Annotated in this window: 19 protein-coding genes and 1 pseudogene; 4 read left to right on the top strand and 16 right to left on the bottom strand. The window is 69.1% G+C overall.

Going from position 1 to position 24,589, the window contains the following annotated elements:
- Nucleotides 1-60 precede the first annotated feature (60 nt).
- From PW843_01080 to PW843_01065, 4 genes are all read right to left on the bottom strand, one after another.
- Complete coding sequence (locus PW843_01080; GenBank protein ID MDE1145199.1) at nucleotides 61-276, bottom strand: hypothetical protein; 216 nt, start codon at nucleotides 274-276, stop codon at nucleotides 61-63.
- 162 nt (nucleotides 277-438) lie between these two features.
- Nucleotides 439-1,881 carry an FAD-binding oxidoreductase gene (locus PW843_01075; GenBank protein MDE1145198.1) on the bottom strand — a complete coding sequence of 481 codons (1,443 nt, stop codon included), beginning with the start codon at nucleotides 1,879-1,881 and terminating at the stop codon, nucleotides 439-441.
- Nucleotides 1,878-2,411, bottom strand: coding sequence for a DinB family protein (locus PW843_01070; protein ID MDE1145197.1), 534 nt, complete (start codon nucleotides 2,409-2,411; stop codon nucleotides 1,878-1,880). Before PW843_01070 ends, PW843_01075 begins: the two co-directional genes overlap by 4 nt.
- Before the next feature lie 67 nt (nucleotides 2,412-2,478).
- The gene (locus tag PW843_01065; protein MDE1145196.1) at nucleotides 2,479-3,438 is read right to left on the bottom strand and encodes an L-threonylcarbamoyladenylate synthase; all 960 of its coding nucleotides are present in this window, start codon (nucleotides 3,436-3,438) and stop codon (nucleotides 2,479-2,481) included.
- A gap of 229 nt (nucleotides 3,439-3,667) precedes the next feature.
- Here PW843_01065 and parA point away from each other — a divergent pair, with 229 nt between their 5' ends.
- Nucleotides 3,668-4,336 carry a ParA family partition ATPase gene (parA, locus tag PW843_01060; protein ID MDE1145195.1) on the top strand — a complete coding sequence of 223 codons (669 nt, stop codon included), beginning with the start codon at nucleotides 3,668-3,670 and terminating at the stop codon, nucleotides 4,334-4,336.
- 203 nt (nucleotides 4,337-4,539) lie between these two features.
- On the opposite strand, the gene PW843_01055 is transcribed toward parA, so the two are convergent.
- Genes PW843_01055 through PW843_01045 form a run of 3 tightly spaced genes read right to left on the bottom strand, consistent with a single transcriptional unit; the run spans nucleotide 4,540 to nucleotide 8,885 of the window.
- Complete coding sequence (locus tag PW843_01055; protein ID MDE1145194.1) at nucleotides 4,540-5,373, bottom strand: AAA family ATPase; 834 nt, start codon at nucleotides 5,371-5,373, stop codon at nucleotides 4,540-4,542.
- A gap of 33 nt (nucleotides 5,374-5,406) precedes the next feature.
- Nucleotides 5,407-5,871: a thioredoxin-dependent thiol peroxidase gene (gene bcp, locus PW843_01050; protein ID MDE1145193.1), complete on the bottom strand. Its 465-nt coding sequence runs from the start codon at nucleotides 5,869-5,871 to the stop codon at nucleotides 5,407-5,409.
- Nucleotides 5,872-5,885: 14 nt separating this feature from the next.
- Nucleotides 5,886-8,885, bottom strand: a complete 3,000-nt coding sequence (locus tag PW843_01045) for a bifunctional [glutamine synthetase] adenylyltransferase/[glutamine synthetase]-adenylyl-L-tyrosine phosphorylase (GenBank protein MDE1145192.1) — start codon at nucleotides 8,883-8,885, stop codon at nucleotides 5,886-5,888.
- Between the two features lie 185 nt (nucleotides 8,886-9,070).
- Here PW843_01045 and PW843_01040 point away from each other — a divergent pair, with 185 nt between their 5' ends.
- The gene (locus tag PW843_01040) at nucleotides 9,071-11,014 is read left to right on the top strand and encodes a DUF3971 domain-containing protein (protein ID MDE1145191.1); all 1,944 of its coding nucleotides are present in this window, start codon (nucleotides 9,071-9,073) and stop codon (nucleotides 11,012-11,014) included.
- Nucleotides 10,989-12,461 carry an AsmA-like C-terminal region-containing protein gene (locus tag PW843_01035; protein MDE1145190.1) on the top strand — a complete coding sequence of 491 codons (1,473 nt, stop codon included), beginning with the start codon at nucleotides 10,989-10,991 and terminating at the stop codon, nucleotides 12,459-12,461. The genes PW843_01040 and PW843_01035 overlap by 26 nt, the downstream gene beginning before the upstream one ends.
- 4 nt (nucleotides 12,462-12,465) lie before the next feature.
- Here the strand turns inward: PW843_01035 and PW843_01030 are convergent, their stop codons facing one another.
- The 3 genes from PW843_01030 to PW843_01020 form a co-directional block, all read right to left on the bottom strand.
- Complete coding sequence (locus PW843_01030; protein MDE1145189.1) at nucleotides 12,466-13,983, bottom strand: alpha/beta hydrolase; 1,518 nt, start codon at nucleotides 13,981-13,983, stop codon at nucleotides 12,466-12,468.
- A gap of 64 nt (nucleotides 13,984-14,047) precedes the next feature.
- A complete protein-coding gene (locus tag PW843_01025) occupies nucleotides 14,048-14,890 on the bottom strand; it encodes a hypothetical protein (protein MDE1145188.1) in 843 nt (280 codons plus the stop codon).
- A 4-nt stretch (nucleotides 14,891-14,894) separates the two neighbouring features.
- Nucleotides 14,895-15,233: a helix-turn-helix transcriptional regulator gene (locus PW843_01020; GenBank protein ID MDE1145187.1), complete on the bottom strand. Its 339-nt coding sequence runs from the start codon at nucleotides 15,231-15,233 to the stop codon at nucleotides 14,895-14,897.
- 168 nt (nucleotides 15,234-15,401) lie between these two features.
- On the opposite strand from PW843_01020, the gene PW843_01015 reads away from it, so the two are divergent.
- Entirely contained in the window at nucleotides 15,402-15,914 is a 513-nt protein-coding gene (locus PW843_01015; protein ID MDE1145186.1) for a protein-tyrosine phosphatase family protein, read from the top strand.
- A gap of 3 nt (nucleotides 15,915-15,917) precedes the next feature.
- Here the strand turns inward: PW843_01015 and PW843_01010 are convergent, their stop codons facing one another.
- From PW843_01010 to PW843_00985, 6 genes and pseudogenes are all read right to left on the bottom strand, one after another.
- A complete protein-coding gene (locus tag PW843_01010) occupies nucleotides 15,918-17,171 on the bottom strand; it encodes a 3-phosphoshikimate 1-carboxyvinyltransferase (GenBank protein MDE1145185.1) in 1,254 nt (417 codons plus the stop codon).
- A 145-nt stretch (nucleotides 17,172-17,316) separates the two neighbouring features.
- Nucleotides 17,317-18,609 (bottom strand): adenylosuccinate synthase, encoded by a 1,293-nt coding sequence (locus PW843_01005; protein MDE1145184.1) that lies wholly within the window; start codon nucleotides 18,607-18,609, stop codon nucleotides 17,317-17,319.
- 88 nt (nucleotides 18,610-18,697) lie between these two features.
- Nucleotides 18,698-19,849, bottom strand: coding sequence for an ATP phosphoribosyltransferase regulatory subunit (locus PW843_01000; protein MDE1145183.1), 1,152 nt, complete (start codon nucleotides 19,847-19,849; stop codon nucleotides 18,698-18,700).
- A gap of 261 nt (nucleotides 19,850-20,110) precedes the next feature.
- A pseudogene (locus PW843_00995) lies at nucleotides 20,111-21,533 on the bottom strand (saccharopine dehydrogenase NADP-binding domain-containing protein).
- Between the two features lie 114 nt (nucleotides 21,534-21,647).
- Nucleotides 21,648-23,003 carry a type III PLP-dependent enzyme gene (locus PW843_00990; GenBank protein MDE1145182.1) on the bottom strand — a complete coding sequence of 452 codons (1,356 nt, stop codon included), beginning with the start codon at nucleotides 23,001-23,003 and terminating at the stop codon, nucleotides 21,648-21,650.
- A 516-nt stretch (nucleotides 23,004-23,519) separates the two neighbouring features.
- The gene (locus tag PW843_00985; GenBank protein ID MDE1145181.1) at nucleotides 23,520-24,536 is read right to left on the bottom strand and encodes a glycosyltransferase family 4 protein; all 1,017 of its coding nucleotides are present in this window, start codon (nucleotides 24,534-24,536) and stop codon (nucleotides 23,520-23,522) included.
- Nucleotides 24,537-24,589 lie beyond the last annotated feature (53 nt).

The following is a 24,589-nucleotide window of genomic DNA, read 5'->3' as shown; positions in this document are numbered from 1 at the left end:
TGATCACAACCCCCGGCCGAACACATCCTTTTGGTTACGCGGCCCGCGAAAACAGGACCACTAGAAGTGGACGAGTGCCGGGTCGTCGGCGCGACCGGCCACCATCTGGCCGTTGCCGCAGCTGCCGGACATCTGCCGGCTATCGCCAGCATCGTCCTGGCCGTCGGCGTCGTAAGATTGCGAGGTGGGACGGCGGCTGAGGGTCCCCCGCAGCAACCGCATGTAGGTGGGCGCGGATGCGGAGGTGGTCGGGGTGGTCGAGGTCTTGGCAGGCATCGGCTCTCTCCCTCTGTCCAGGCTACCCCCGCGAACGGGGGCGGCACCACGGGGCTCCTTTATCTACTACCAAGGGTCGCACGGCCGTCGAGTCGGCGTCAATTCACGCCAAAGGTCAGGGTCGGTCTAGGCTTGTAGGGGGCGCCAGCCGCGATGGCCTGCCTATCGGGGTAGTATTTTTCCCGGATTCATGAGGTTGTCCGGGTCCAGCAGGCGTTTGACGCTTGCCATCAGCGTTACTTCCAGTGCGTCGCGGGCACGGGCCAGTTCGTCGCGTTTGCGGCTGCCGATGCCGTGTTCGGCGCTGATGGACCCGCCCAGGTCCAGCACCACGTCGTGCACCGCGCGCATGATGGCGGGGCCCTGGTCCAGGAAGGCCTGGCGCCCGGCGGCATCGTCACCAATCGGCCGGGCGATGTTGTAATGGATGTTGCCGTCGCCCAGATGGCCGAAGGGGTAGGGGCGGGCGCCGGGGCAAAGTGTGGCCACCGCCTTGTCCGCCCGCGCGATCAACTGCGGGATGCGGCTGACCGGCACCGCCACGTCGTGGTGCAGGGCGCCGCCCACCTTGCGCCCGATCTCCGGCAGGCCCTCGCGCAGGCGCCACAGCTTCTGCCGCTGGTCGCCGCTGGCGGCCAGGGTGGCGTCGGTGACGTCGCCGGCCTCCATGGCCTCGCCCAACGCCGCCTCGATGGTCTGGCGCAGGGCGTCGCCGGCCGTGCCCGCCGTCAGTTCGGTCAGGATGTACCAGGGGGACGGCTCGGCCAGCGGGTCGTTCTGTTCGCCCAGGTAGCGGGCGGCCCCATCGATGGCGAAGCGGGGCATCAGCTCGAACGCCGACACGGCGTCGCCGCTGGCCTGGCGCAGGCGCTTCAGCAGGCGCAGGGCGGCATCGATGTCGGGCACGGCCACCAGCGCCGTTTCCAGCTGGCGCGGCCGGGGCACCAGCGACAGGACGGCGGCGGTGATGATGCCCAGCGTGCCTTCGGCGCCCAGGAACAGCTGCTTCAGGTCATAGCCGGTGTTGTCCTTGCGCAGGCGGCGCAGGCCGTTCCACACCTGCCCGTCGGGCAGCACCACCTCCAGCCCCAGCACCTGGGCGCGGGCGTTGCCGTAGCGCAGGGTCAGGATGCCGCCGGCGTTGGTCGACAGGTTGCCGCCGATGGTGCAACTGCCCTCGGCACCCAGGCTCAGGGGGAACATCAGGTCCACGTCATGGGCCGCCTGCTGCACCGTGGCCAGGATGACGCCGGCCTCCACCGTCAGGGTGTGGTCCAGGGCGTCGATCTCGCGGATGCGGTTCAGGCGTCCCAGGTTCAGCAGCAAGGTGCCTTGTCCCGCCAGGGCGCCGCCCACCAGCCCGGTGTTGCCGCCCTGGGGCACCAGGGCGATGCCGGCGGCCCGCGTCAGGCGCACCACGGCCGCCACCTCGTCCGTGGTGGACGGGCGCAGCACGGCCAGGGGCGTGCTGACGCCGTTGCCCCGCGCCTCCGTCAGGTAAGGTTCCTGCGCGTCCGCCGCGGTCAGCACGCCGGTGGGGCCCAGCAGGTCGGCCAGGGCGGCCAGAAGGTCGCGGACGGTATCAGGGGAGGGGGTGGTCATCATGCCTCATCCGGAATCAGGGCCGACAGGTCGGTGGCGCCCACATCCTGGCCGGCCTGGCTCAGCAGGGTGGTGGCTTGGCCGCGATGGTGGGTCTGGTGGTTGAAAAGATGCAGGACGATGTCGCCGAAACGCTTGGCGTAGGCATCGCCCCGGTAACTGGTGAAGCGCAGGGTTTGATCCAGCACCTCGGCCGGCAGGGTGGCCGCCCAGGCTTCCATGGCCTGGTCCATCCGGCGCCGCGCCTCGGCCAAGCCGTCCAGCTCCCGGTATAGAATCTGGTCCAGCCGATCAGGACGGGGCAACTCCAGCACCGGATCCAGCGCGGGATAGCCCGGCGGATGCTCGCGGAAGCGGCGCAGCCACAACAGGTCAACCACCAGCAGGTGGTTCAGCGTGCCCAGGAGGGAACGGAAGAAGGCGCCCCGGTCGGCCGCCAGCTCCGCCGCCGGCAGGCGTGCCGCGGCCTCAAACAGCTTGGCGTTCATCCAGCTGTTGTACTGGGCCAGAAGGACGATCTGCCGGGGATCCATGGGGGGCCTTGGGGCAAAGGACGGGGGTGCCTGGGAACCTAACCGTTTACCCGCCGATGGGCCAAGGTCAAGCCCGGGGGGCCGCCGCCCGGCGCAGGCGGTCGTTGATGGCCAGGCCCAGGCCGACGTCGGGGATGGTCATGACGGCGATGCCAGCCAACTCCGGCTTGTCCAGGCGGCGCAGCATGGCGAACAGGTTGGCGGCCGCCTCGTTCAGATCGCCGCTGGGCGACAGGTTCAGCCGTTCGGCACCGCCCAGGACGAAACGGTCGGGGCCGAAGCCCAACAGCGCCTCATCCTTGGCGGCGTTCAGCGCGTTCAGGCGGACGGGGATGCCGGGGGCGTAGTGGCTTTCCAGCATGCCGGGCGCCTTGACGGCGGCGCCGGCGGCGGCGCGCTGGAGGGGGCCCAGCACGGCCTCGATCTCCTCCGGCGTGATGGAACCGGGGCGCAGCAGCACCGGCACCGCGCCGGACAGGTCCAGCACGGTGGATTCCACCCCCACCGGGCAGCGGCCGTCGGCCAGGATCAGGGCCAGGCGCCCGCCGCCGCCCTCGGGAAATTCCTCGCGCACATGGACGGGGGCGGTGGGGCTGACATGGCCGGACCGGTTGGCGCTGGGCGCCGCGATGGGGCGGCCGCTGGCCTGCAGCAGGGCGCGGGCGGTGGGATGGCGCGGCACGCGGATGGCCACCGTGTCCAGCCCGGCGCTGACCAGCAGCGACAGGGGCGCGTCGGGCCGGCGGGGCAGCACCAGGGTCAACGGCCCCGGCCAATACAGATCCGCCATCTGGTGCGCGCGCTCATCCATCACGGCGTAGCGCTCCACCGCCGCGACGTCGGGCAGGTGCACGATCAGGGGGTTGAAGCTGGGGCGGCCCTTGGCGGCGAAGATGTCGGCCACCGCCTGATCGTTGCCGGCATCACCGCCCAGGCCGTAGACCGTCTCCGTCGGGAAGGCCACCAGTTTGCCCTGCGCCAGCGCCTCGGCGGCGCGCGCCAGGGCCGGCGGCGTGGGCGGGGACATGTCCGGGGCGGGACCAGAGGGCGGAAGGGTCTTCGGTTCGGTCACGGGGGCGGCCATCTTGCTTTGCGTCCCCCTATCTAGCCTTCCCGACACCGCCCTGTCCAAGGGGCGATGCCGCAAGGCCGGCTCCCCCTTTTGGAAGGGTGGGTTTTGTGCGGTGCACACTTGCCGGGCACGGCGGCGGGGTCCACACTGCGCCCGACCTAAACCGGCCCCGGGGGGAACCATCATGGCGGGACACGTCGTCACCATCGCGCAGCAAAAGGGCGGGGCCGGCAAGACCACGCTGGCCATCCAGCTGGCCGTGGCCTGGTCCCTGGCGGGCCTGCGGGTGGCGGTGGTGGACATCGATCCCCAGGGCAGCCTGACCGCCTGGTTCGGCCTGCGCGGCCAGACCCTGGGCGATCCCGGCCTGACCCACATGCAGATCAACGGCTGGCGTACCCAGAAAGAGGTGGAGCGCCTGGCCCGCGAACACGACGTCGTGGTGGTCGACAGCCCCCCACATGCCGAGACGGAGGCGCGCATCGCCGTCCGCGTGGCCGACCTGGTGGTGGTGCCGGTACAACCCAGCCCCATGGATCTGTGGGCCACCCGCCCGACCCTGGAGATGGCCAAGGCGGAAAAACGCCCGGTGCTGCTGACCCTCAACCGCGTGCCGCCCCGCGCCAAGCTGGCCGACCGCCTGACAGAGGCGGTGGCCGGTCTGGGCGTGCCCATGGCCGACGCCGCCATCGGCAACCGCGTGGGCTTCGCCGGCGCCATGATGGACGGCCTGTCCCTGCAGGAAACCGACCGCCGGGCCAAGGGCTCGGAAGAGATCGCCGCCCTGGCCGGCGAAATCCTTGCCCGCCTGGGCGGCACCCTCACCGCCGGCGCCAGCAAGGCCAGCGCGTGAGGGCTATCGGGCCAGGCCGCGAAGGGCTTCCATCCAACCGTGGAAGTGCGGGCACTCACGTTCGATTACGGCCAGAGTGATTTTTTCCGCCGCCAGAGGGCCGTGCCGGGTCTTGTGGTACCCGGGCTTTCGCCCCCCCCCCTCCCCCCCCCCCCCTCCCACCACCCCCCCTCCCCCACCCGCCCTGTCCCCTCGTCCAGATTTCACCGAGGACGTGGGTGTATCCCAACCCCTCTCGTTTCCCACTTTGTAGTTGGTTGCAGCAGCAGGGTCGCCAAACAGATGAAGCGTAACGTGCCGTCCGACAGCATGTGTGCTTTGAAGGGCGTGTCCGGCCGGCCGGCCTGCGTCCACTCCAGTTCCACGTAATCAGCATCGTCCCGGTGAACGAAGTCGCCAAAGAAAGGGGCGACCAGGCGGATGGTCTCAACGATACGGCTATATTCGTGGTCGTGCCTGTGATGAAGAAACTCCAAATAGGCGGCTAGATTTGCCGCATCTATCTTGAGTATCAGGTTGTCATTCATGGCATGGCGTTGTTTCACCAAAGCGGTGTCACTTGTGTCGTGGAAGTGATAGACGCGCCAATTTTCCACCGACCTACGTACGAAAGGAGAATATAGATCCTTCGCAGATTTTAGTTTTGATTCGCTATGGCCAGTTCCCAAAATGGCACTGGGCGTGGTGTCATAATAAACACCCCCAAACCAACTGACCTCTCGCTCATAAATAAGGCGATTGTCTGTCGTTGGAATGAGGTCAAACTTATATGCATTTCTATCAAAATAGAATTCAGCGTGAATCTTTTTTGTTAGCTTTCGGCCAAAATGCAAAAGGGCATCAGGGCCACCTTGGGTTTGGACGTAGGTTTGCAGACGTTGCTCATACATCTGGTTGAGCAGGCGAAAGAGGCCGATGAAGTTGCTCTTGCCGGCGCCGTTGGCGCCGATCAGGACGTTCAGCGGGTTCAGCTTGAAATCGCACAAGCTCCGGATCGACTTGAAACCGGTGACAGTCAGGGAACGGACGTCGGACATCAGAACTCTTTCGCCTTGGCTCAGGTCAGGATGTCACAGCCCCTTCACCGCCGCCAGCACGGCCTCCACGTGGCCGGGCACCTTGACCTTGCGCCACACCTGGGCGACGCGGCCGTCCTTGTCGATCAGGAAGGTGGCGCGTTCGATGCCGAAGTATTTGCGGCCGTACATGTTCTTTTCCACCCACACGCCGTAGGCCTCACACACGCCGGTGTCGGCGTCGGACGCCAGGGTGAAGGGCAGGTTGTACTTTTTCTTGAACTTGTCGTGGCTGGCCACACTGTCCTTGGACACGCCGATGATGGTGGCGTCCACTTTCTCAAAATGCGGCAGGGACTCACCAAAGCCGCAGGCCTCCGCCGTACAGCCGGTGGTGTCGTCCTTGGGGTAGAAGTACAGCACGACCGGCCGGCCTTTCAGCGCCGACAGCGTGACGCTGCCGCCGCCGTCGGTGGGCATGGTGAAATCGGGGGCGTCGGTTCCAACCTCAGCGGCCATGGTGCTGTTTTCCTTCAGGTCTTGTCGGGCGGGGGTGCCAGGCGGGATGCCGGCTCCTCCACGATTTTGCGGAACAGGGCGTAGGCCTGCCCCGCGGCGGCACGGATTTTGGTTTCCGCCGCCGCGAAGTCAAGGCCGCCCTCCGCCTCCGGGCTGACCGCCGTGGCCAGGGCCAGGCGCAGGGCCGGCGGGGCGTCGGCCACCTTGCCTTCGCCATCCAGCGTCAGGCGCAGGAAGGCCTGCACCCGCCGCCACAGGCGGTGGATGTCGATCAGGGTGTCGGCGTCCTCGGCCGCCAGCAATCCCGCGTCGCGCAGTCGGGCCAGGGCGCCGGTGGTGTTGGGGTCCAGGATGTCGGGATGGTCGGCGGCGTGGCGCAGGGTCAGGTACTGCACCAGGAACTGGATGTCGACCATGCCGCCGCGCACGTGCTTCACCGCCCACGGGTCCTTGGTGTGGTGCTCCTTGTCCATGCGCACCCGCATGTCGGCGACGTCGGCCAGCAGCTTGTCAGGATCGCGCGGCCGGATCAGCACGGCGCGGATCTCCTGCTCCAGGCGCTGGCGCAGGTCCGCCGGGCCGGTCAGCACCCGGGCGCGGGTCAGGGCCATGTGCTCCCACGTCCAGGCACTGTCGCGTTGGTAGCGGCCGAAGGCGTCCAGGCTGACGGCCAGCGGCCCCTTGTTGCCGGAGGGGCGCAGGCGCATGTCCACCTCGTACAACGGCCCCTCGGCCGTGGGCACGGTGATGGCGTTGATCAGGCGCTGGGTCAGGCGGATGAAATACTCGCTGGGCGACAGCGGCTTGGGGCCATCCGACTGCTCCGCCCCCTCCGGCACCTGAAAGACGGTGATGAGGTCCAGGTCGGAGCCCAGGGACAATGAGCCGGCGCCCAGCCGGCCCATGGCCAGGATGGCCATGCCGGTGGTGCCGGTGCCGCCGTCGCCGTCGGGGAAGCGGCCGTGGCGGGGGGCGTATTCCGCCTCCACCCGTTCCTGCAAGGTGGCGAGTGCGGTGTCCGCCACCAGGGTCAGGAAGGGGCCGCAGCGGTCGCCGTCGGTCAGGTGGCGCAGGATCTGGACGCCGGCGCGCAGGCGCTGTTCGTTGGTCCAGCGCCGCGTCAGGTCCAGCACTTCCTCGAAATGGTGGGCGTCGGCCAGCAATCGGGTCAGGCTTTCCCACAATTCACCGGCATCCGGCAGGCTGCCGAAGAAGCCGGGGGTCAGCACCGCGTCCAGCTGCGACGGCCGCCGGGCCAGGCTGTCGGCCAGGCGGGGTGCTGTGCCCATGATCAGGGCCACCAGTTCCAGCAGTTTCGGATTGGCATAGAACAGGCTGAACAGCTGCACGCCGGCCGGCAGGCGGCCCAGGAACTCATCGAACTTCAGGAAGGCCTGGTCGGGGTGGGCGGTGCCGCCCAATGCGGCCAGCAGGCTGGGCACCAACTCGGTCAGCAGTTCGCGCGCCCGGGTGCTGCGCGTGGCGCGGTAACGGCCGTGGTGCCAGGCGCGGATCTGGGCCGCCACGGCGGATGGGTTCTGGAAGCCCAGGCCCCGCAGGGTGGCGATGGTGTCGGGGTCGTCGTCCGTGCCGGTGAAGACCAGGTTGCCGGGACCGGACAGGGGCGGCGCCTCCTCGAACAGGGCGGCGTAGCGGTCCTCCACCCGGCCCAGGGTGGCCAGCAGGTCGGCGCGGAAGCGGCCGGCGTCGGCATAGCCTAAGAAGGTGGCGATGGCGGCCACGCCCTCGTCGCTGGCCGGCAGCTTGTGGGTCTGCTGGTCGTCCACCATCTGCACCCGGTGTTCCACCCGGCGCAGGAAGCGGTAGGCCGCCTTCAACTCATCCGCCGCCGTCTCCGTCACCCGGCCGGCGGCCACCAGCGCGTCCAGCGCCATCATGGTGGCGGGAATGCGCAGGTGGGCGTCGCGACCGCCGAAGATCAGCTGCTGGGTCTGGGCGAAGAACTCGATCTCGCGGATGCCGCCCCGGCCCAGCTTGATATCGTGGCCATTCACCGCCTTGTCGCGGTGGCCCTTGTGGGCGCCGATCTGGCGCTTGATGGAATGGATGTCCTGGATGGCGGCGAAATCCAGGCTGCGGCGCCAGACGAAATGGCGGATCAGGCCCATGAAGTCCTGGCCGGCCTTGCGGTCGCCCGCCACCGGCCGCGCCTTGATCATGGCCGCCCGTTCCCAGTTCTGGCCCAGGCTGCCGTAATAGGCCTCGGCGGCGGAGACGGACACGGCCAGCGGCGTGGCGCCGGGGTCGGGGCGCAAGCGCAGGTCGGTGCGGAAGACGTAGCCGTCGGCCGTCCGCTCCTCCATGATGCGGACCAGGTCGCGGGCCAGGCGCACGAACAGGCGCGTCAGCTCATCGGGGTCGCGGGCCTGGACCACGCCGTCATCAAAGAAGACGATCAGGTCGATGTCGCTGGAATAGTTCAGTTCCAGGGCGCCTAACTTGCCCATGGCCAGCACGATCAGGCCGCTGCCCAGCTCCGGGTCGTTCTCCGCGTCGGGCAGGCGGATCTCACCCTTGGCCGCCAATTGGCGCAGCAGGTGGCGGGCGGTCAGGCGCAGGGCCGTTTCCGCGAACTGGCTGAGCGCGCCCGTCACCTGTTCCAGGGGCCAGGCCTCGGCGATATCGGCGGCGGCGATCAGCAGGGCGGCGCGGCGCTTGGCCACGCGCAGGGTCTTCATCAGGGCGTCGGTGGTGGTGGCGCCGCCGCATGTCGACCATAGGCTTTCCAGCATGTCCATGAAGGCGGCGTCGAACCCGTCTTCCGCCACCTGGCGGAAGAACGCCTGCTCGCGCAGCAGGGCCTGGCCCAGGAAGGGGCTGTTGCCCAGGATGGCGGCCAGCAGGGCGGATCCAGCTGGTTCGGCAGCGTAACGACGCGCGAAATCGGCCAGTTCCGCGTCGCCTGATTCCTCTGCCCGGCGGTGCCAGGTGTCCAGGCCGCGGGCCAGAAGGCCTACATCTCCCGCCAGGGGTAGGGATTTCACATTGAACATGGCTATCTGACCGGGCTATGCCAGGAATTGGGCCTTGCCCCCGTGTAACCTGTCCAATGTTCCCCTATGTTGTTGGGAATCGGATGGTTGTCCGGGGGCGGGGGCCCCGTTCACCGTCCGAGGGGGCCGGGGCAGAGTGCCCATGGCCCGCCAACGCGGTCAAGCCATGCCGGAAGTCTGAACCTTTGCCCCGTCCGACGCCTCCCATCCCCCCCGCCGAGGCGCCTGAACCGGCGTCCCCCGGGCTGCAGGCGCCTGAGGGTGACGCATCGCGCAAGGAGCCCAAGCCGCGCGGGCGCAAGCGCCGCGGTTTCCTGGGCAGCGCTTTCGGCCATACGCTGCTGGTGCTGTTCGAACTGGCGGCCGGCGTGCTGCTGGTGGTCCTGGTCAGCGCCGGCCTGCTGACCTGGCGGCTCAGCCGGGGCCCCATGCCCATGTCCTGGTTCGCCCCCTATCTGGAACAGGCGGCCAACGCCAGCGGTCCCCTGCATGTCGCCATCCATAAGGTCATGCTGGCCAAGGCGCCCAAGGGGGCGACGGTGGAGGTGCTGGCCGACGACGTGGTGCTGACCGGCAAGGATGGCGCCCTGGTGGCGACCCTGCCGGAATTCCGCATCGCCCTGTCGGTGCCGGCCTTGCTGCGTGGCCGTTTGGCGCCCACCCGCATCGTGCTGGTGCGCCCGCGGCTGAACGCCATCCGCGAGGTGGACGGCCGTTTCCGCCTGGCGCTGATGTCGGACGACGACACCGACAACGGCAACGACTTCGTGAACGACCTGGTCGCGGCGTTGCAGCGGCCGCCGGACCCGCTGGAACCGTTGGGCGCCCTGACCAAGCTGGTGGTGTCGCAGGCCAAGCTGTCGGTCGATAACCGCCAGCTGGGCCTGGTGTGGTCGGCGCCCCGGGCCGACATCACCCTGTCGCGCGACCGCACCGGCATCGCCGGCAGCGCCCTGCTTCAGGTGGATCTGGGCGGACACATGACCGAGGTGTCGGCCGATTTGGGCTATCGCCTGGCCGACGGCACCGTCAGCGCCGTGGCCCACTTCTCCGGCGTCAGCCCGGCGGACCTGGCGCGCGTCACCAAGGCGTCGGACGGCGTTCTGGCGGCGGTGGGCGGCATCGACATGCCGCTGGCCGGCACCGTCACCCTGGACCTGGCGTCCGACTTCTCCCCCCGCATCTTCGACGTGGCGCTCAGCGGCACGGCGGGCACCGTCACCCTGCCGGGGCGGCTGAAGGCGCCGCTGGCCGTGGCCAACCTGGACCTTCAGGCCCGGCTGGATGCCGGTGGGGTGACCCTGTCGCACCTGAACCTGGATCTGCCCGGGGCCAACGGGGCCGGGCCCGGTTCCGCCATCACCCTGAACGGCAAGGCCGCCAAGCGTGACGACGGCAGCTACAAGGTCGGGCTGGCGACCGAGGTCAAGGCGGTGCCCCTGGGCGCCCTGGATGCGCTGTGGCCCCTGGACGCGTTGCCCAAGCCGCGTGCCTGGATCATGCAGAACCTGTCCGACGGCGCCTTCGACAAGGTGACCTTCACCATGGAAGGGACGGCGCCCGCCGACCTGTCGGACCTGGTGCCCACGCGCATGGCGGCCGGCTTCACCTTCTCCGGCGCCACCGTGAACTATATGGACGGGCTGCCCAAGGTGAAGGGCGTGGGCGGCAGTGCCACCTTCGACGGCAGCCGCCTGGCCATCGAACTGACGCAGGGGCATTTGCTGGACCTGTCGCTGGGCACGTCCAAGCTGGACATCACCGGCCTCGACAAGTCCCAGCAGAAGATGGACATGGAACTGCCGGTGACCGGCCCCATCTCCGCCGCGCTCACCGTCATCGACACGCCGCCGCTGGGCTATGCGCGCAAGGTCGGGCTGGTGCCGGCCTCGGTCGCCGGCACCGCGGACATGAAGCTGCATTTCAGTTTCCCCCTGGTCGCCACCCTGAAGATGGACCAGGTGGATCTGGGCGTGCGTGCGCACCTGAAGGACATGGCGGCCGACGGCCTGGTGGCCGGCGTCCGCGCCACGGACGGCCAGGCCGACCTGGTGCTGGACAACAAGGGCATGGACACCAATCGGCACCGCCCGCCTGAACGGCATGCCGGCCCGCATCCTGTGGCGTGAGAACTTCCCGGCGGAGGCGCCGATCGGCACCCGTGTCGCCCTGCAGGCCACGGCCACGGAGCGCGACCGGCAGCAATTCCACCTGGACTTTCCCGACTGGGTGCGCGGCCCGGTGGGTGTCGCCATGGTCTACACCCGCGATGCCGAGCATCGGGAGAGCATCCTGGCCGATCTGGACCTGACCGGTTCCTCCCTGGCGGTGTCCCTGATGGACTGGCGCAAGATGCCGGGCACGGCGGCGACGGCGCATGTGGAGGTCGGGTTCGACCAGGGCCGCCCGCTGCACATCACCCGCTTCCAGCTGAAGTCCGATGGGGCGCAGGCCTCCGGCAGCCTGGATTTGAAGCCCGACTATTCCATCGGCCATCTGGCGGTGGACCGCTACCGCCAGGGTCGCACCGACGTCGCCATGACGGTGGACGTGGACGAGGGCGGCGGCATGCGGGTGAAGGCGGCCGGCCCCTCAATGGACGCGCGGCCCTTCCGCCGCTCCGCCAGCGCCGGCGGCGGCGCCAACCGCCCCTACACCGACGTCGAACTGAAGGCGCTGGACGCGCGGCCGCCGCTGGATATCGATTTCAATTTCGAGCGGGTGGTGGCCGCCAACGGCACGGGCCGTGAGATCGGCGCCACCAAGGGCCATTTCCTGCGCCAGGGGCGCAGCTGGCGCAACGTCACGCTGGAGACCCGCGTGGGCAAGGACGATGCCGGCCATCTGTCCGTGCATTACGTGCCCGATGGCGGCGCCATGGCGCTGACCATTGTTTCCGACGATGCCGGTGCCGCCTTGCAGCAGTTCGACGTGCTGGACCATCTGCGCGGCGGCAAGCTGGTGGTGAAGGGGCACAGCGTGCCCGGCGACCCGCACGAGGTGGTGGACGGCACCCTGGATGTCCGCGACTACCAGGTGGTGGAGGCGCCGGTGATGGCGCGCCTGCTGTCGGCCGCCAGCTTCCAGGGCTTCTCCGACTTCATGACCGGCGCGCCCATCAATTTCAGCAAGCTGGAGGGCGGTTTCCACTGGACCGACACCGGCGTGTCCTTCCATGACGTGCGCACCTCCGGTGCGGCCATCGGCCTGACCATGGAGGGCGATATCAACATGCGCCAGGGCACGGCCGACCTGCAGGGCACCATCGTGCCCTTCTCCACCTTCAACAAGCTGCTGGGCGCCATTCCCCTGGTGGGCGACCTGCTGACGGGCGGTGAGGGCCAGGGCCTGCTGTCGGCGACCTACAAGGTGAAGGGGCCGCTGGACGATTTGGACGTGTCGGTCAACCCGCTGGCCGTGCTGGCCCCCGGCTTCCTGCGCAACCTGTTCTTCCTGTCGCCCACCGATGACGACGGCAAGGTGGAAAAGCCGGCGCCGAAGAGGAAGCCGTCCAAGCCCGCTGCCGCCGAACCGCAGGATGGTGTGACCGCGTCCGGCGGCGAAGTGCCGAGGTAAGGTTTCAGTCCACCGGTGGCGCTGGCCGCAGGCGGGCATCCAGCCAGCGTCCGACCAGATCCACCATCTCGGGTGCCGCCGCCGCCGGCGGCACCACCGGCAACCGGCTGATGTCTCCCAGGCCGGGTTCATGAAAGACGTGATCAAGGCCTGGCAGTTCCACCACCGTGGCGTCGGGATTGCCGCGCAGGGCGACCTCGGCGGCGGCCATGCTTTTCGGGGTTGAGACGATATGGTCGTCCCCGGCGTAGACGGCCAGCACGGGGGCGCGCACCTTGGCCAGGACATCATCCAAGGGCGCCAGGTACATCGACAAGGTCACAGGCGTGTCCAGCGTGGCCAGCGCGCCGCCTGCTTGCTCCGGCGTCCAGCCCGCGGCGATGAAGGCGTCCAGCAGCGCCTGCCGGGCGGCCGTTGTCGGTGACGCGCCGGCGGCGCGGGCCTCCATCAGGGTACGGGCGGCGGCGATGATGGGGGCGATCCTGTCGGCGGCCATGCCGCCGGCGGCGAGCGTGTTCGCCATGGCGTCCAGGAACATCGTGCCCTTGGCCCCCACCGGGCCGGCCAGCATGACGATGGCGGCGATGCGCGGATCGTTCGCGGCGGCGCCCGGGCCGACCACGCCGCCCTGGCTCAGGCCCAGGAAACCGATGCGGGCCCCGTCCACGTCGGGCCGGGCGCGCAGATAGGCCACGGCCGCCGTGGCGTCCCGTTCCATCAATTCCAAAGTATCGACGAAATCGCCGGTGGATTCGCCCACTCCACGCTTGTCGTAGTCCAGGGTGGCGATGCCGTCGGCCAGCAGCCGGTCCTCGATGCGGGGAAAGACGCCCCGCCGGCCCGGCCCGCTGCCGTTCAGCAGGATGACCACGGGGAACGGCCCCGGTCCATGCCGGCCCGGCAGACGCAGCCGTCCCGCCAAGGTCACTCCGGGGTCGGAGGGGATGCGTACATCCCGCACCACCTCCACCGGCTGGAAGTGGGCGAAGGTCGCCTGGATACGGGTGTCATCGGGCTCGCCGGCCATGAACAGCACCGGTCCCAAGGTGGCGCCGGCCGCCGCCTTGCCCAGTTGCAGGGTCAGGAACTGCGTGCCGGCGGCCAGATCCGAGGACGCCACGCCGCTGATGGTGTAGCGTGTCCATGTCGGCGTCAGGTCGATGGGCGCCAGGGCCAGGACGGCGTAGCCGGGCGCCTGGCCCTGAAGGGTGGCCAGCACCCGCGCCGGCCGTGCCGATCGCGCCCAGAAGACGCCGCTGATCCGGTCACCCGCCTTCAGCGCGTGGGGCACCATCATCCCCGCGCCGTTTGACCAGTCCACGCCGTCGGGACCGTATGCCGCCACGGATACTACGGTGCCGCCGGGCATCTGGTCGTCGGCCATGAAGGTGGGGCTGCTGCCCCACACCGACCAGCGGCCGGCGTCGGCCATTTGCGTGTCCGGTGCGGTCTGGGCTGAGGCCGGCGGGGTGATCGCCAGGACAAGCGCCAGGCCGGTGGCATGAACCCATCGTGCAGGCATGATCATCCCTCCGCCGGTTTGCGCGGTTGTGGCAAGCCTGAACGCGGTGATGTCCGCCTATATGTCAGGTCGGGTTTGGGCCCACCCGTGGGGCGGCCGGGGGTGGCTTGGCGGACGCCGGGGGGGCCCCGTCCTTCCACACGACCCAGAAATGGCCGACGGTGTGGTCGCGGCCCAGGACCGTCTTGTTGAGCATGCTCACTGTCAGGATACGGCTGCTGCTGTATTGCTCATCCCTCAGGGCGGGCCAGACGCCCTTGCCGCAGGTGGCGCGCAGCGCGCATTCGTCCATGGCGGCCGCACGCTGCGAGATGCCGCAATAGACGGCGACCACCTGGGCCGTCGCGGGCAGCAGGACGCGCAGGTTCTGCTCCGACCCGGCGCGGAAGGGTTCCTGGGTCCCGACTTCCGTGACGTGGGCGCCGGGGGTGTCCAGGGCCGCCTGCATGCGGTTGCCGCCCTTGTAATCCGTCCAGCCCTGGCAGAACGGGTATTCCACCAGGTTGCCGCCCAGGAAGGTGCCGGGGTTGTGGGCCAGCCCCGCCCGCATCCACCAGGGCGGCGGCACCAACTGCGATAGCAGAACAAAGGCCAGGGCCAGGGAAAACGCCCCAGCCAGGATGGATTCCAGCGCCTTCAGCCGGTCCAGGAACCGCAGCAGCACCAGGTTTTCCAGCCGCCGATAGGCGATGGCCAGGATGCAGGACGCGATGTCGCGCCGGTAGCGCCGCAAGGCCTCTTCCTCGCCCCAGGCCGCCAGGTTGTTGGCGTAGACCTCCTGTAAATCGCCCATGCGGTCCTCCACCTCGTCGGCGGTGGCGACCAGCATCAGGCACAGGCGGGGGAACAGGGGCAGGTTCAGAGGGGTGATGACGGCGGCGGAATGGGACCTTGGCGTCGTCGTCATGGGATCACCGCCCGGCCAGCAGCGAGGAGGCCAGGCCCAGGCCGCTTTCCAGTTCCTGGCGCGCGTTCACCGCCCCGTCCAGCGCCTGCCGGCCCTCCGGCGTCAGTGTGAAGAAACGCTTGGCCCGGCCGCCGCGCTTCTGGGTCGGTTCGCCCAGGTGGGTGATCAGCAACTCCTTGGCCACCAGCCGGTCCAGCGTGGTGTAGACGGCGCCGAAGGAATGGTCGCGCTGCGTGCGCCGCGACAGCTCATCCCGGATGGCGACGCCGTAGGCGCCGTCGCCCAGCGCCAGGATGACCATCATGATCGCCTGTTCCAAGGCGCCCAGCGTGTTTCTGCCCATGGGGTTTGCCCTCCCTGATTTCTTCTACAATGTAGAATCGATTCGAAGGGGGCGTCAAGGGGAGCTGTCCCGTCTTGACTGCCGGTCCGTTCGCGGGCCTTCTGACCGGGTTTGGCGTCATTGCGGCGTCCTCCCCGACAATTTGTGCCCACCCGAAGGACGCCCGGCATGCGGCCCGCCCTTTATTGGATCAATAGCGAGGGCCTGTCTTGGACAGGCCGGCTGGCCATCATGGCGCGCCCCCGTTCCGGCGATTGGCTGGAGGATGAAATCGCTGGCTGGCGCGATGCCGGCGTGGGCGAGGTGGTCAGCCTGCTGGAGCCGGCGGAGGTCAGGGAACTGGGGTTGGAAGAGGAGGCGGCCCTGTGTCGGGCCAGCGGCCAGGCCTTCACGGCATTCCCGATTCCCGACCGGGGCGTGCCGGATTCGATACGCCAGACAGCCGCGCTGACCCGCCGTCTGATCCAGGCGCTGGCAACCGGCCAATCCGTTGCCGTGCATTGTCGGGCGGGTATCGGCCGGTCTTCGCTGATGGTGGCCGGCGTGATGGCTTGCGGCGGCTTGGATGTGGGGCAGGCGTTCGCCCGTATCGCCCAGGCGCGCGGCGTGCCCGTGCCGGATACGGAAGGGCAGCGCGATTGGGTTCAGGATTTTGCCCGGGCGTTGCCGCTGCTGCCTTGACCCTTACGCCGCGTCTTGCAGCTTCACGCCCAGGCTGGCCAACGCATCCCAGTAGCCGGGATAGGTCTTGGCGACACAGCCGGGATCCAGGATGGTCAGCCCGTGGATTTTCAGGCCGGCCAGGGCGAAACTCATGGCGATGCGGTGGTCGGCGTACGTCTCGATACGGGTGGGCAGGGTCTGGCCGACCAGGGCCGGGTCGCTGGCCACCAGCAGATCGTCGCCCTCTTCAACGCCCAGGCCGGGGCGGATGCGCGCCAGTTCGGTGGCCAGAGCGGCCACCCGGTCGCATTCCTTGACCCGCAGGTTGGCGATGCCGGTGAAGCGCACCGGCGTGGTGTTGAAGGCCGCCAGGACGGCCAGGGTGGGGATGGCGTCCTGCATCTGCGATCCGTCGATGACGGCTGGCAGGTGGGGGAACAGGCGGATAAAATCGTAGGCGCGGGCGTCGGGCTGGGTGAAGGCGGCGGCCGGCGTGCCCAGGTCGATGGCGCCGCCCGTCAGGGCCTCCGCCGCCCAAAGATATGTGGCGGCTGACGCGTCGGGTTCGATATGGAAATCGGCGGCCCGGTAGCCGGTGGCGGCCACGGTCCAGACGGTGTCGCTGGGGTGGCTGACCTGGGCGCCGAAGGCCGCCATGGCGGCGGTGGTCAGATCGACGTAGCCCTTGGCGCCGATGTCGGCGCCGGTCAGCACCACGTCGGTGGCCTGGCGGCCCAGCGCGCCCATCATCAGAAGGGCGGAGACGTATTGGCTGGACAGGCCGCCGTCGATCTCCACCCGGCCGCCGGCATAGCCGCCCCGACCATTGACGGTGACGGGGGGGCAGCCGGTCTCGGCGGTAATGTCCACGCCCAGGGTCTTCAGGGCCGCGACCAGGGGGGCGATGGGGCGCTTGCGCATGTGGGCGTCGCCGTCCACCACCACGGTGCCGTCCACCGCCGCAGCGACCGCCGCCGTCAGGAAGCGGGTGGCGGTGCCGGCGTTGCCCAGGAACAGGGGTTGGGCGGGTGCCGCCAGCCGGCCGGTGCCGTGGACGACGAAGGTGGTGTCGTCCGGCTCATCCACCGCGACACCCATGTCGCGCAGGGCCTGGGCCATATAGCGGGTGTCGTCGCTTTTCAGGGCGCCGGTCAGCCGGCTGGTGCCTTGGGCCAGGCCTGCCAGCAGCAGGGCGCGATTGGTGATGGACTTGGACCCCGGCGGCGCCACCCGGCCCATCAGTGGATCCTGTGGCGGGATGATGATAGTCGCCATTTTTTCCCTGTTCCTCAAGCGCCGGCGCGGCCATCCGGCCGCTTGGCTATCCTCGCTCCGCCCTGCGGTACTCGCTCCGGCGCCCGCGGTCGCGGGCTACCCGATGGCGTGATGTACGCCATCGGGCCTTTTCCTAAGACAACCCTTACCCCTGGAAAGGATCACGCATCAGGATGGTGTCGTCGCGCTCGGGGCTGGTGGACAGCAGGGTCACCGGCGCCTCAATCAGTTCCTCGATGCGGCGGATGTACTTGATGGCCGTGGCCGGCAGGTCGGCCCAGGACCGGGCGCCGTAGGTGCTGTCGGTCCAGCCTTCGAAGGTCTCGTAGATCGGTTCCACTTCCGCCTGGGCGGTCTGGCTGGCCGGCAGGTGGTGGATGATCTCGCCCTTGTAGCGATAGCCGGTGCACACCTTCAGCTCTTCGATGCCGTCCAGCACGTCCAGCTTGGTGAGCGCGATGCCGGTGATGCCGCCGACCTTCACCGCCTGGCGCACCAGCACGGCGTCGAACCAGCCGCAGCGGCGCTTGCGGCCCGTCACCACGCCGAATTCCTTGCCCTTGGCGCCGATCAGCTCACCGATGTCGTTCAGCAGCTCTGTCGGGAAGGGGCCGGAGCCGACGCGGGTGGTGTAGGCCTTGGTGATGCCCAGCACGTAACCCACCGCGCCGGGGCCCATGCCGCTGCCGGCGGCGGCGTTGCCCGACACGGTGTTGGACGAGGTGACGAAGGGATACGTGCCGTGGTCCACGTCCAGCATGGCGCCCTGGGCGCCTTCGAACAGGATGCGCTTGCCCTGGGCGCGGGCCTCTTCCAGGCGCTGCCAGACGACGGCGCTGTAGGGCAGGATGCGGGGCGCGATCTCACGGATCTGGGCCAGCAGTTCCGCCCGGTCGATTTCCGGCGCGTTCAGGCCGCGCAGCAGGGCGTTATGGTGGAACAGCAGCTGGTCCACCTTGTGTTCCAGCACCGCCTCGTCCGCCAGGTCGCACAGGCGGATGGCGCGGCGGGCCACCTTGTCCTCGTACGCCGGGCCGATGCCGCGGCCAGTGGTGCCGATCTTGCCGGCACCCTTGGCTTCCTCGCGCGCCTTGTCCACCGCGCTGTGCAGCGGCAGGATCAGGGTGGCGTTCTCGGCCACGATCAGGCTTTCCGGGGTGATCGTCACACCCTGGCCGGCGATATTGTCGATCTCGCGCAGCAGCGCCCAGGGGTCGACCACCACGCCGTTGCCGATGACCGACAGCTTGCCGGGCCGCACCACGCCCGAGGGCAGCAGCGACAGCTTGTAGACGACGCCGTTGATGACCAGCGTATGGCCGGCGTTGTGGCCGCCCTGGAAACGGACGACGACATCGGCGCGGCTGGACAGCCAATCGACGATCTTGCCCTTGCCCTCGTCACCCCACTGCGAGCCGACGACCGCGACATTGGCCATGATGGTTCTCCCTTGAACGCAAACGCGAGAATTCAGACGCGGGGCCGGCGCGATGCCGCCCGCAGGATAAACAGATAGGGCGGTTCGGTCAGACCTCGACGGTCCAGCCGTCCCGCAGCAGATGGGTGCAGCCCAGGCGCTTGGCTTCCGCCGCATCATCGGCCAACGGCTCCAGCGCCGCCACCGTTTCCCAACCCTTCTCACGCAGGCGCTGGGCCTGCGCCGCCGGCGTGCCGTGGGGCACCAGCAGGCGGCGGGCGGGGGTGGGACCGGGCACGGCTTCGATCACCGTGTCGGTGAAAAGCGTGAAGCCGGTGGCGGGTTCCCCGGCATCGGTGCGGTAGCGCCCGCCCCGGCCGATCTCACCGCGTACGCCGCGGGCGAACAGGGTGAAGCTGACGCCCGTCTGATATTCGAAACCGCGCTGCTCCACCGGGTCGATGGTGATCTGCACATGGGGCGCGGCGCTGACGATCAGGTTGACCACGGTGGCCAGGCGCTGGCGCTCCGGCTCGGCCTCGGCCGGCAGTTCCACGGCGGCCAGGGCCTCCACGGCGGCCGGGGCGTTGCCGCAGCAGGCCATGACCCGGCCCAGCAGATCGGCGGCCGTGCCGCCGATGGCCTTGATGCCGGCGGCATCGCGGTGGTCCAGCGCTTCGCGCGCGGCACGCTGCGTGGCCTCATCCAGGCCCAGTGAGCGGAACAATGCGGGCACCAGGGTCGGCACGGTCAGGTCGACGGTCAGGCCGTCGGCGCCCAGATTGGTCAGGGCCTCCGTCGCCAGCAGCACGATCTCGGCGTCGGCCTCGGCGCGCAGGCTGCCGATCAGTTCCACGCCCACCTGGCCGAACTGGCGCTGGTGGCGCAACTGCGAGCCCTTAACCCGCAGCACCTGGCCGGAGTAGGAGAGGCGCAAGGGGCGCGGGGCGTTGCCCAGGCGGGTCTGGGCGATACGGGCCACCTGCGGCGTCATGTCGGCGCGCAGGCCCATCATGCGCTGGGACACCGGGTCCATCAGGCGGAAGGTCTGGTGCGCCAGCTTGGCGCCCGGGCCGGCCAGCAGGCCTTCCTCGAACTCAAGCAGCGGCGGCTTGACCCGGTCATACCCATGGCGGGCGAAGTCCGCCATCAGCTGTTCCACGATGCGGGCCTCATGCTGGGCGGCGGGCGGCAGCAGATCGCGCAAGCCGGCCGGCAGCAGGGCCTTGGCCGCAATGGCCTCGTCGGCGCTGTCAGTCATAATGCAGAAGGGTCCCGGGCGTCGAAAGGGCGACAGTGCCCGTTACGGGTCTTTAATCGCAGCGTGGCCGGCGCGCAATTGTTTAAGCCCCGCGCCCGCCGGGGAGGGGATATGTGTCTTTCGCCCTCAGGCGCCGGGCGCCACCTCCGGTGGCTGGGCTTCCTCGTTTTCCAGTCCGCTCCGTTCCCCGGAAAACTGCGGCGGCCGCGGTCGCGGCCTTGTCGCTACGCTCCGGGGAGATTGACTACCTTGGTGGCAGGGTCAGGAAACCCGGACGTTCTTGAACTGCCAGGCGTCGTCGCGGTCCAGATCTTCCGGGAACAGGGCCTCGCGGCCGTCCAGGGGGGTCCAGTCGGTGTAGACGCCGACCACCGGGCCCAGGTAGGGCGTGGCGATTTCCATCACCCGCTCGAACGAGACCTCATCGGCCTCCACCGGGCCCAGGGCGGGGTTCTCCAGGGCCCAGACCATGCCGCCCAGCACGGTGGCGCAGACCTGCAGGCTGGTGGCGTTGTTGTAGGGCACCAGTTCGCGCGCCTCGGTCACGGTCAGTTGCGAGCCGTACCAGTAGGCGCCCTTCTCATGCCCACACAGCAGCACGCCCAGCTCGTCGATGCGCGTCGACGATCTCGGTCATCAGCAGGCGCTGGCGTTCCTGCTGGACATAACCCTTGCCCACGAACTCATGGATCGAGGTGATGGCGTCGTCGCAGGGGTGGTAGGCGTAGTGGCAGGTGGGGCGGTAGACCGCCTTGCCCTCCGAATCGACCGCCGTGAAATAGTCGGCGATGGAGATGGCTTCGTTATGCGTCACCAGGAAACCGTGGAAGGGGCCTTCCATGGGGGTCCAGGTGCGCACCTTGGTGCTGATGCCGGGGCGGTTCAGGAAGATGGCGGCCTGATCGCCGAACGCGTGGCGCTGGCCATCCACGGGGAAGTGGCGCTCATGCGTGCCCCAGCCCAGTTCGGCCGGCTGGCAGCCTTCGCTGACGAAGCCGTCGATCGACCAGGTGTTGACGAACTCCCCCCGTTCGCGCGGGCGGTCGGCCACCTGGGTGTCGCGCTCGGCCACGTGCACGGTCTTGATGCCCAGGTGCTGCGCCAGTTCGGCCCAACCCTGGCGATCCTGGGGCACGGCCACGTCCAGGCCGCTGTCCTGCGCGATGTTCAGCAGCGCCTGCTTCATGAAGTGCGACACCAGGCCGGGGTTGGCCCCGTGGGTCAGCACGGCGGTGGGACCGCCGGCGCAGCGGGCCTTCAGGGCCAGCGCTTCCTCGCGCAGGGCGTAGTTGCTGCGCAACGACGGCGTCAGGCTGGCATCGGTGTAGCCGCCGGCCCAGGGCTCGATGCAGGTGTCCAGGTAAAAGGCGCCCGCCTCCTGGCACAGTTCCACCAGCGCCAGGGACGAGACGTCCACCGACAGGTTCAGCACGAAGTCGCCCCGGCGCAGATGCGGCACCAGGATGTCGCGGTGGTTGTCACGGGTCAGGGGACGGATCTGGAAATCGACCTGGTACCGCGCCGCCTCGTCCCGGCCGCGCTCGTCGGCCGTGATGATGGTGATGCGGTCGGCCGTGATGTCCAGGTGGCGCAACAACAACGGCAGCACGCCTTGGCCGATACTGCCGAAACCGATGATAAAGAGTCGCCCGGGGATGGCGGCATGTTTGGGGAACTGGGGCATGATACTGTCTCCGGGCTTTACTAACGGTTGACCGACCGTCTGTTGCTGTCGCGAATTCGCCGACGACCTTCCAGCCGCCGACCCCTTTGTTGGATTAAGAGCGCCGTGTTTGCCTTAAGCGATGCGGCGACGCAATACGCCGTATCGATAATTCCGTCGAACCGTGGTGGGGGCCAGACCTGCGGTGACCACCAGCGGGGCGTCGCGCACCTCCACCAGGCGGGCCTGGTCGAAGCCGTTGAACGCCGTGCGCAAGGCCGCGCCATAGGCGCCCAGTTGCCCGATCTCGATCCAGTCGCCCTCGCGGATGTCGGCGGGCAACAGGAAGGGACCGCGCATATAGTCGGCACTGTCGCAGGTGGGGCCCCAGAAGCTGAACGCCTGCAGTTCCTCCGCCTCCGTCCGGCGCACCAGGCGCACGGGGAACTGCATGCCCAAGGCGCCGGCGTCGGCCAGGCTGCCATAGGCGCCGTCATTGATGAAAAGTTCCGAACCCCGGCGGCGTTCCACCTGCACGACGACGGAAGCGCCGGTGGCGACTAGGGCGCGGCCCGGCTCGCACCACACCCGCACGCCCGGCGCCAGGTCCATGGCCTTCAGCCCGTCGCGGATGGCGGCCATGTAGTCGGCCAGCGGGGGCGGGTCCATGTCCGGATAGCGCGCGGGGAAGCCGCCGCCCACATCGACGATGTCGATGGCGACACCGGCGGCCTTCACCACGGCGTCGGCGATGGCCAGGGCGCGGGTGTAGGCCTGCGGGTCCATGCACTGCGAACCGACGTGGAAGCAGACGCCCACGCGCAGGGCCAGGGGCCGCGCGGCGCGCAGCAGGGCCACCGCGTCGTCGAAGGCGGCGCCGAACTTGGCGGACAGGTCGTAGGCGGCCTGGCCCTTGGGCATGGCCAGGCGAATCACCAGGCCCAGATCGGCCGCCACCGGATCCAGGCGGGCATCCACGCCGTCGATGCCGGGCATGCCCTCCGCCGCCACCTGGACGATCTTGGCCAGTTCATCGGCCGAATCGAGCGAGAAGTCGCGCACCGCCTGTTCGAAATAGGCGGTGCGGATGGCGGCACGGTTCTTCACCGGGTGCATGTAGTGCACGCCGGCGGCCGGGTACATCTGGCGGGCCAGGCGGATTTCGGCCGGCGACGCGCAGTCGAAATGATGCAGGCCGCCCGCCGTCAGGGCGCGCAGCATGGTGGGATCGGGATTGCACTTCACCGCGTACAGCACGGAACCGCGCGCGCCGTCGCCCAGCGCCTGTTCCACGGCGCCGTGGAAGGCGGCGATGAACTCACGCGCGTTCTGGGCCACCTGGCGCGGGCGCAGGCAGTGCATGGGCTCCGCCGGGGCCAGGCTGGCGACCAGGCTGTCCACAGTGGGGGCTTGGGCGGGGAAGGCGGAGGCAGTGGTCTGGGCGCGCACGCGGCGCAGCGGCGAAACGGCGGAACGGAAACGATAGGCCATCGGGCGATATCCCTGTCCGGTCACCGCGCCCTCAGGCGTACGGCGAATCCGGTTGTCATTCGGCTGATCCAGAGATTGCGCGAGAAATGGGGCGTGGTCCTGTCAGGACCGGGCCGATTTCCGGGTGCTGCAATCGGGGGAGAAGGGGAATGATCTGATCCAGCGCCGTGATTACCGGGTCATCGGGCCGTTTTCACGACCTTAAGACCTCAAAGCGTCAACAGACGCGGCGGATCAGAAGGGGCTTACCGCCTCACCGCCCGTGTCGGGGTGGAAAGCATGATGTTGGTTCCCTCTCAAGGCCCGGCCGTCGGCCGGATCTGCTCAAAAAGGACGCCTAACGTCGTTGCTTAACATCCAAGGGGCCGGCTGCCGGTTCACGGCGGCGGGGACCCAGGGGCCAGTGGCACGTGCGGGTGCGTCGCGAACTTTCTATTTAAGCGATTCCACACGGCGTGCAAGCTAAAATTTCAGAGGGCGGCATCCCGGCAGCGCAAGGCTGGGCTGGGAACTTTTTCAGGCGGCCGTGTCCGGCTTCCTCGCCGCGGGTGTGACGCCGCGCGCCATCCAGAACAGCAGGGCGGCCACCGTCAGGGGGGCGGCCACCGCCCAGCCGGGCTCGGTGAAGGCCAGGATGGCGGTGGCCACCAGGGCCGTGTTGGCCGCCAGGATGGCCAGGGCCACCAGGTCGTGCCGGCCCAGCCGGCGCACCGCCTGCTGATAGAAATGCTGGCGGTGGGCCTGCCACACCGGTTCCCGCCGCCACAGCCGCTTGGCCAGGGTGACGCTGGCGTCGGCCAGGTAGTACAGCGGCAGGATCAGTGCCGGCAGCCACAGGCCGTCGGCGGCCGCGCGCAGCAGCATCCAGCCGGACAGGAAACCCAGTGGCACGCTGCCGACATCGCCCAGGAAAACCTTGGCCGGATGCCAGTTCCAGGCGATGAAGCCCAGCGCCACGCCGGCGAGTGCCAGGGCGTAGGAGCTCATGAAGCCCATCTGGCCGGCGGCGAAGTAGGCGGCGGCCAGGCCCAGGCCCAGGCACAGCGTCTCAACCGCGCTGATGCCGTCGATGCCATCCATGAAGTTGAACAAATTGACGAACCATACCCAGGCCAGGCCGGCCACCAGGCGGTCCAGCCAGTGCGGCAGCCAGCCCTGGAACACCAGGGCGTCGGACGGCAAGGCTGTCAGGGCGATGGCCACCGCCAGCACTTGCGCCACCAGGCGCCAGCCGGGCGGCACGCCCCACAGATCATCGGCCCAGGAAATGGCGGCCAGCGGCAGGGTGGCGGCGATGACGGGCCACAGCACGTCCATGTCGCCCGCGAAGGCGCCGGTCACGGCCCAGGCGCCCAGCAGCGCCGGCACCACGCCCAGCCCGCCGCCGCGCGGCGTGGGCAGGGTGTGGCTGGATCGTTCATTGGGCCGGTCCATGACCTGGCGGCGCTTGAGCCACCAGGTGGCACCCCCCGTCAGGCCAAGCGCCAGCAGGAAGGGCAGGAACAGGCAGAGGAAGGGGGTCAGGATGGACATGGGCCCCTCTTTTAAGCGAGTCGAGATGGCTTCACAAGAGAGAGGCCCGCAGG

Source organism: Azospirillaceae bacterium, assembly GCA_028283825.1.
Taxonomy (GTDB): Bacteria; Pseudomonadota; Alphaproteobacteria; order Azospirillales; family Azospirillaceae; genus Nitrospirillum.
This window is presented reverse-complemented; position numbering and strand designations above follow the sequence as displayed.

Bases quoted from the DNA above. Each gene is read 5' to 3' on its own strand.
- PW843_01000 (MDE1145183.1), bottom strand. From the start codon at position 19,849: ATGACTGACAGCGCCGACGAGGCCATTGCGGCCAAGGCCCTGCTGCCG.
- PW843_01025 (MDE1145188.1), bottom strand. From the start codon at position 14,890: ATGACGACGACGCCAAGGTCCCATTCCGCCGCCGTCATCACCCCTCTG.
- PW843_00990 (MDE1145182.1), bottom strand. From the start codon at position 23,003: ATGGCCTATCGTTTCCGTTCCGCCGTTTCGCCGCTGCGCCGCGTGCGC.
- PW843_01070 (MDE1145197.1), bottom strand. From the start codon at position 2,411: ATGGATCCCCGGCAGATCGTCCTTCTGGCCCAGTACAACAGCTGGATG.
- PW843_01045 (MDE1145192.1), bottom strand. From the start codon at position 8,885: ATGTTCAATGTGAAATCCCTACCCCTGGCGGGAGATGTAGGCCTTCTG.
- PW843_01015 (MDE1145186.1), top strand. From the start codon at position 15,402: ATGCGGCCCGCCCTTTATTGGATCAATAGCGAGGGCCTGTCTTGGACA.
- PW843_00985 (MDE1145181.1), bottom strand. From the start codon at position 24,536: ATGTCCATCCTGACCCCCTTCCTCTGCCTGTTCCTGCCCTTCCTGCTG.
- PW843_01030 (MDE1145189.1), bottom strand. From the start codon at position 13,983: ATGCCTGCACGATGGGTTCATGCCACCGGCCTGGCGCTTGTCCTGGCG.
- PW843_01035 (MDE1145190.1), top strand. From the start codon at position 10,989: ATGCCGGCCCGCATCCTGTGGCGTGAGAACTTCCCGGCGGAGGCGCCG.
- PW843_01065 (MDE1145196.1), bottom strand. From the start codon at position 3,438: ATGTCCCCGCCCACGCCGCCGGCCCTGGCGCGCGCCGCCGAGGCGCTG.
- PW843_01020 (MDE1145187.1), bottom strand. From the start codon at position 15,233: ATGGGCAGAAACACGCTGGGCGCCTTGGAACAGGCGATCATGATGGTC.
- PW843_01005 (MDE1145184.1), bottom strand. From the start codon at position 18,609: ATGGCCAATGTCGCGGTCGTCGGCTCGCAGTGGGGTGACGAGGGCAAG.
- PW843_01055 (MDE1145194.1), bottom strand. From the start codon at position 5,373: ATGTCCGACGTCCGTTCCCTGACTGTCACCGGTTTCAAGTCGATCCGG.
- parA (MDE1145195.1), top strand. From the start codon at position 3,668: ATGGCGGGACACGTCGTCACCATCGCGCAGCAAAAGGGCGGGGCCGGC.
- PW843_01080 (MDE1145199.1), bottom strand. From the start codon at position 276: ATGCCTGCCAAGACCTCGACCACCCCGACCACCTCCGCATCCGCGCCC.
- bcp (MDE1145193.1), bottom strand. From the start codon at position 5,871: ATGGCCGCTGAGGTTGGAACCGACGCCCCCGATTTCACCATGCCCACC.
- PW843_01075 (MDE1145198.1), bottom strand. From the start codon at position 1,881: ATGATGACCACCCCCTCCCCTGATACCGTCCGCGACCTTCTGGCCGCC.
- PW843_01010 (MDE1145185.1), bottom strand. From the start codon at position 17,171: ATGGCGACTATCATCATCCCGCCACAGGATCCACTGATGGGCCGGGTG.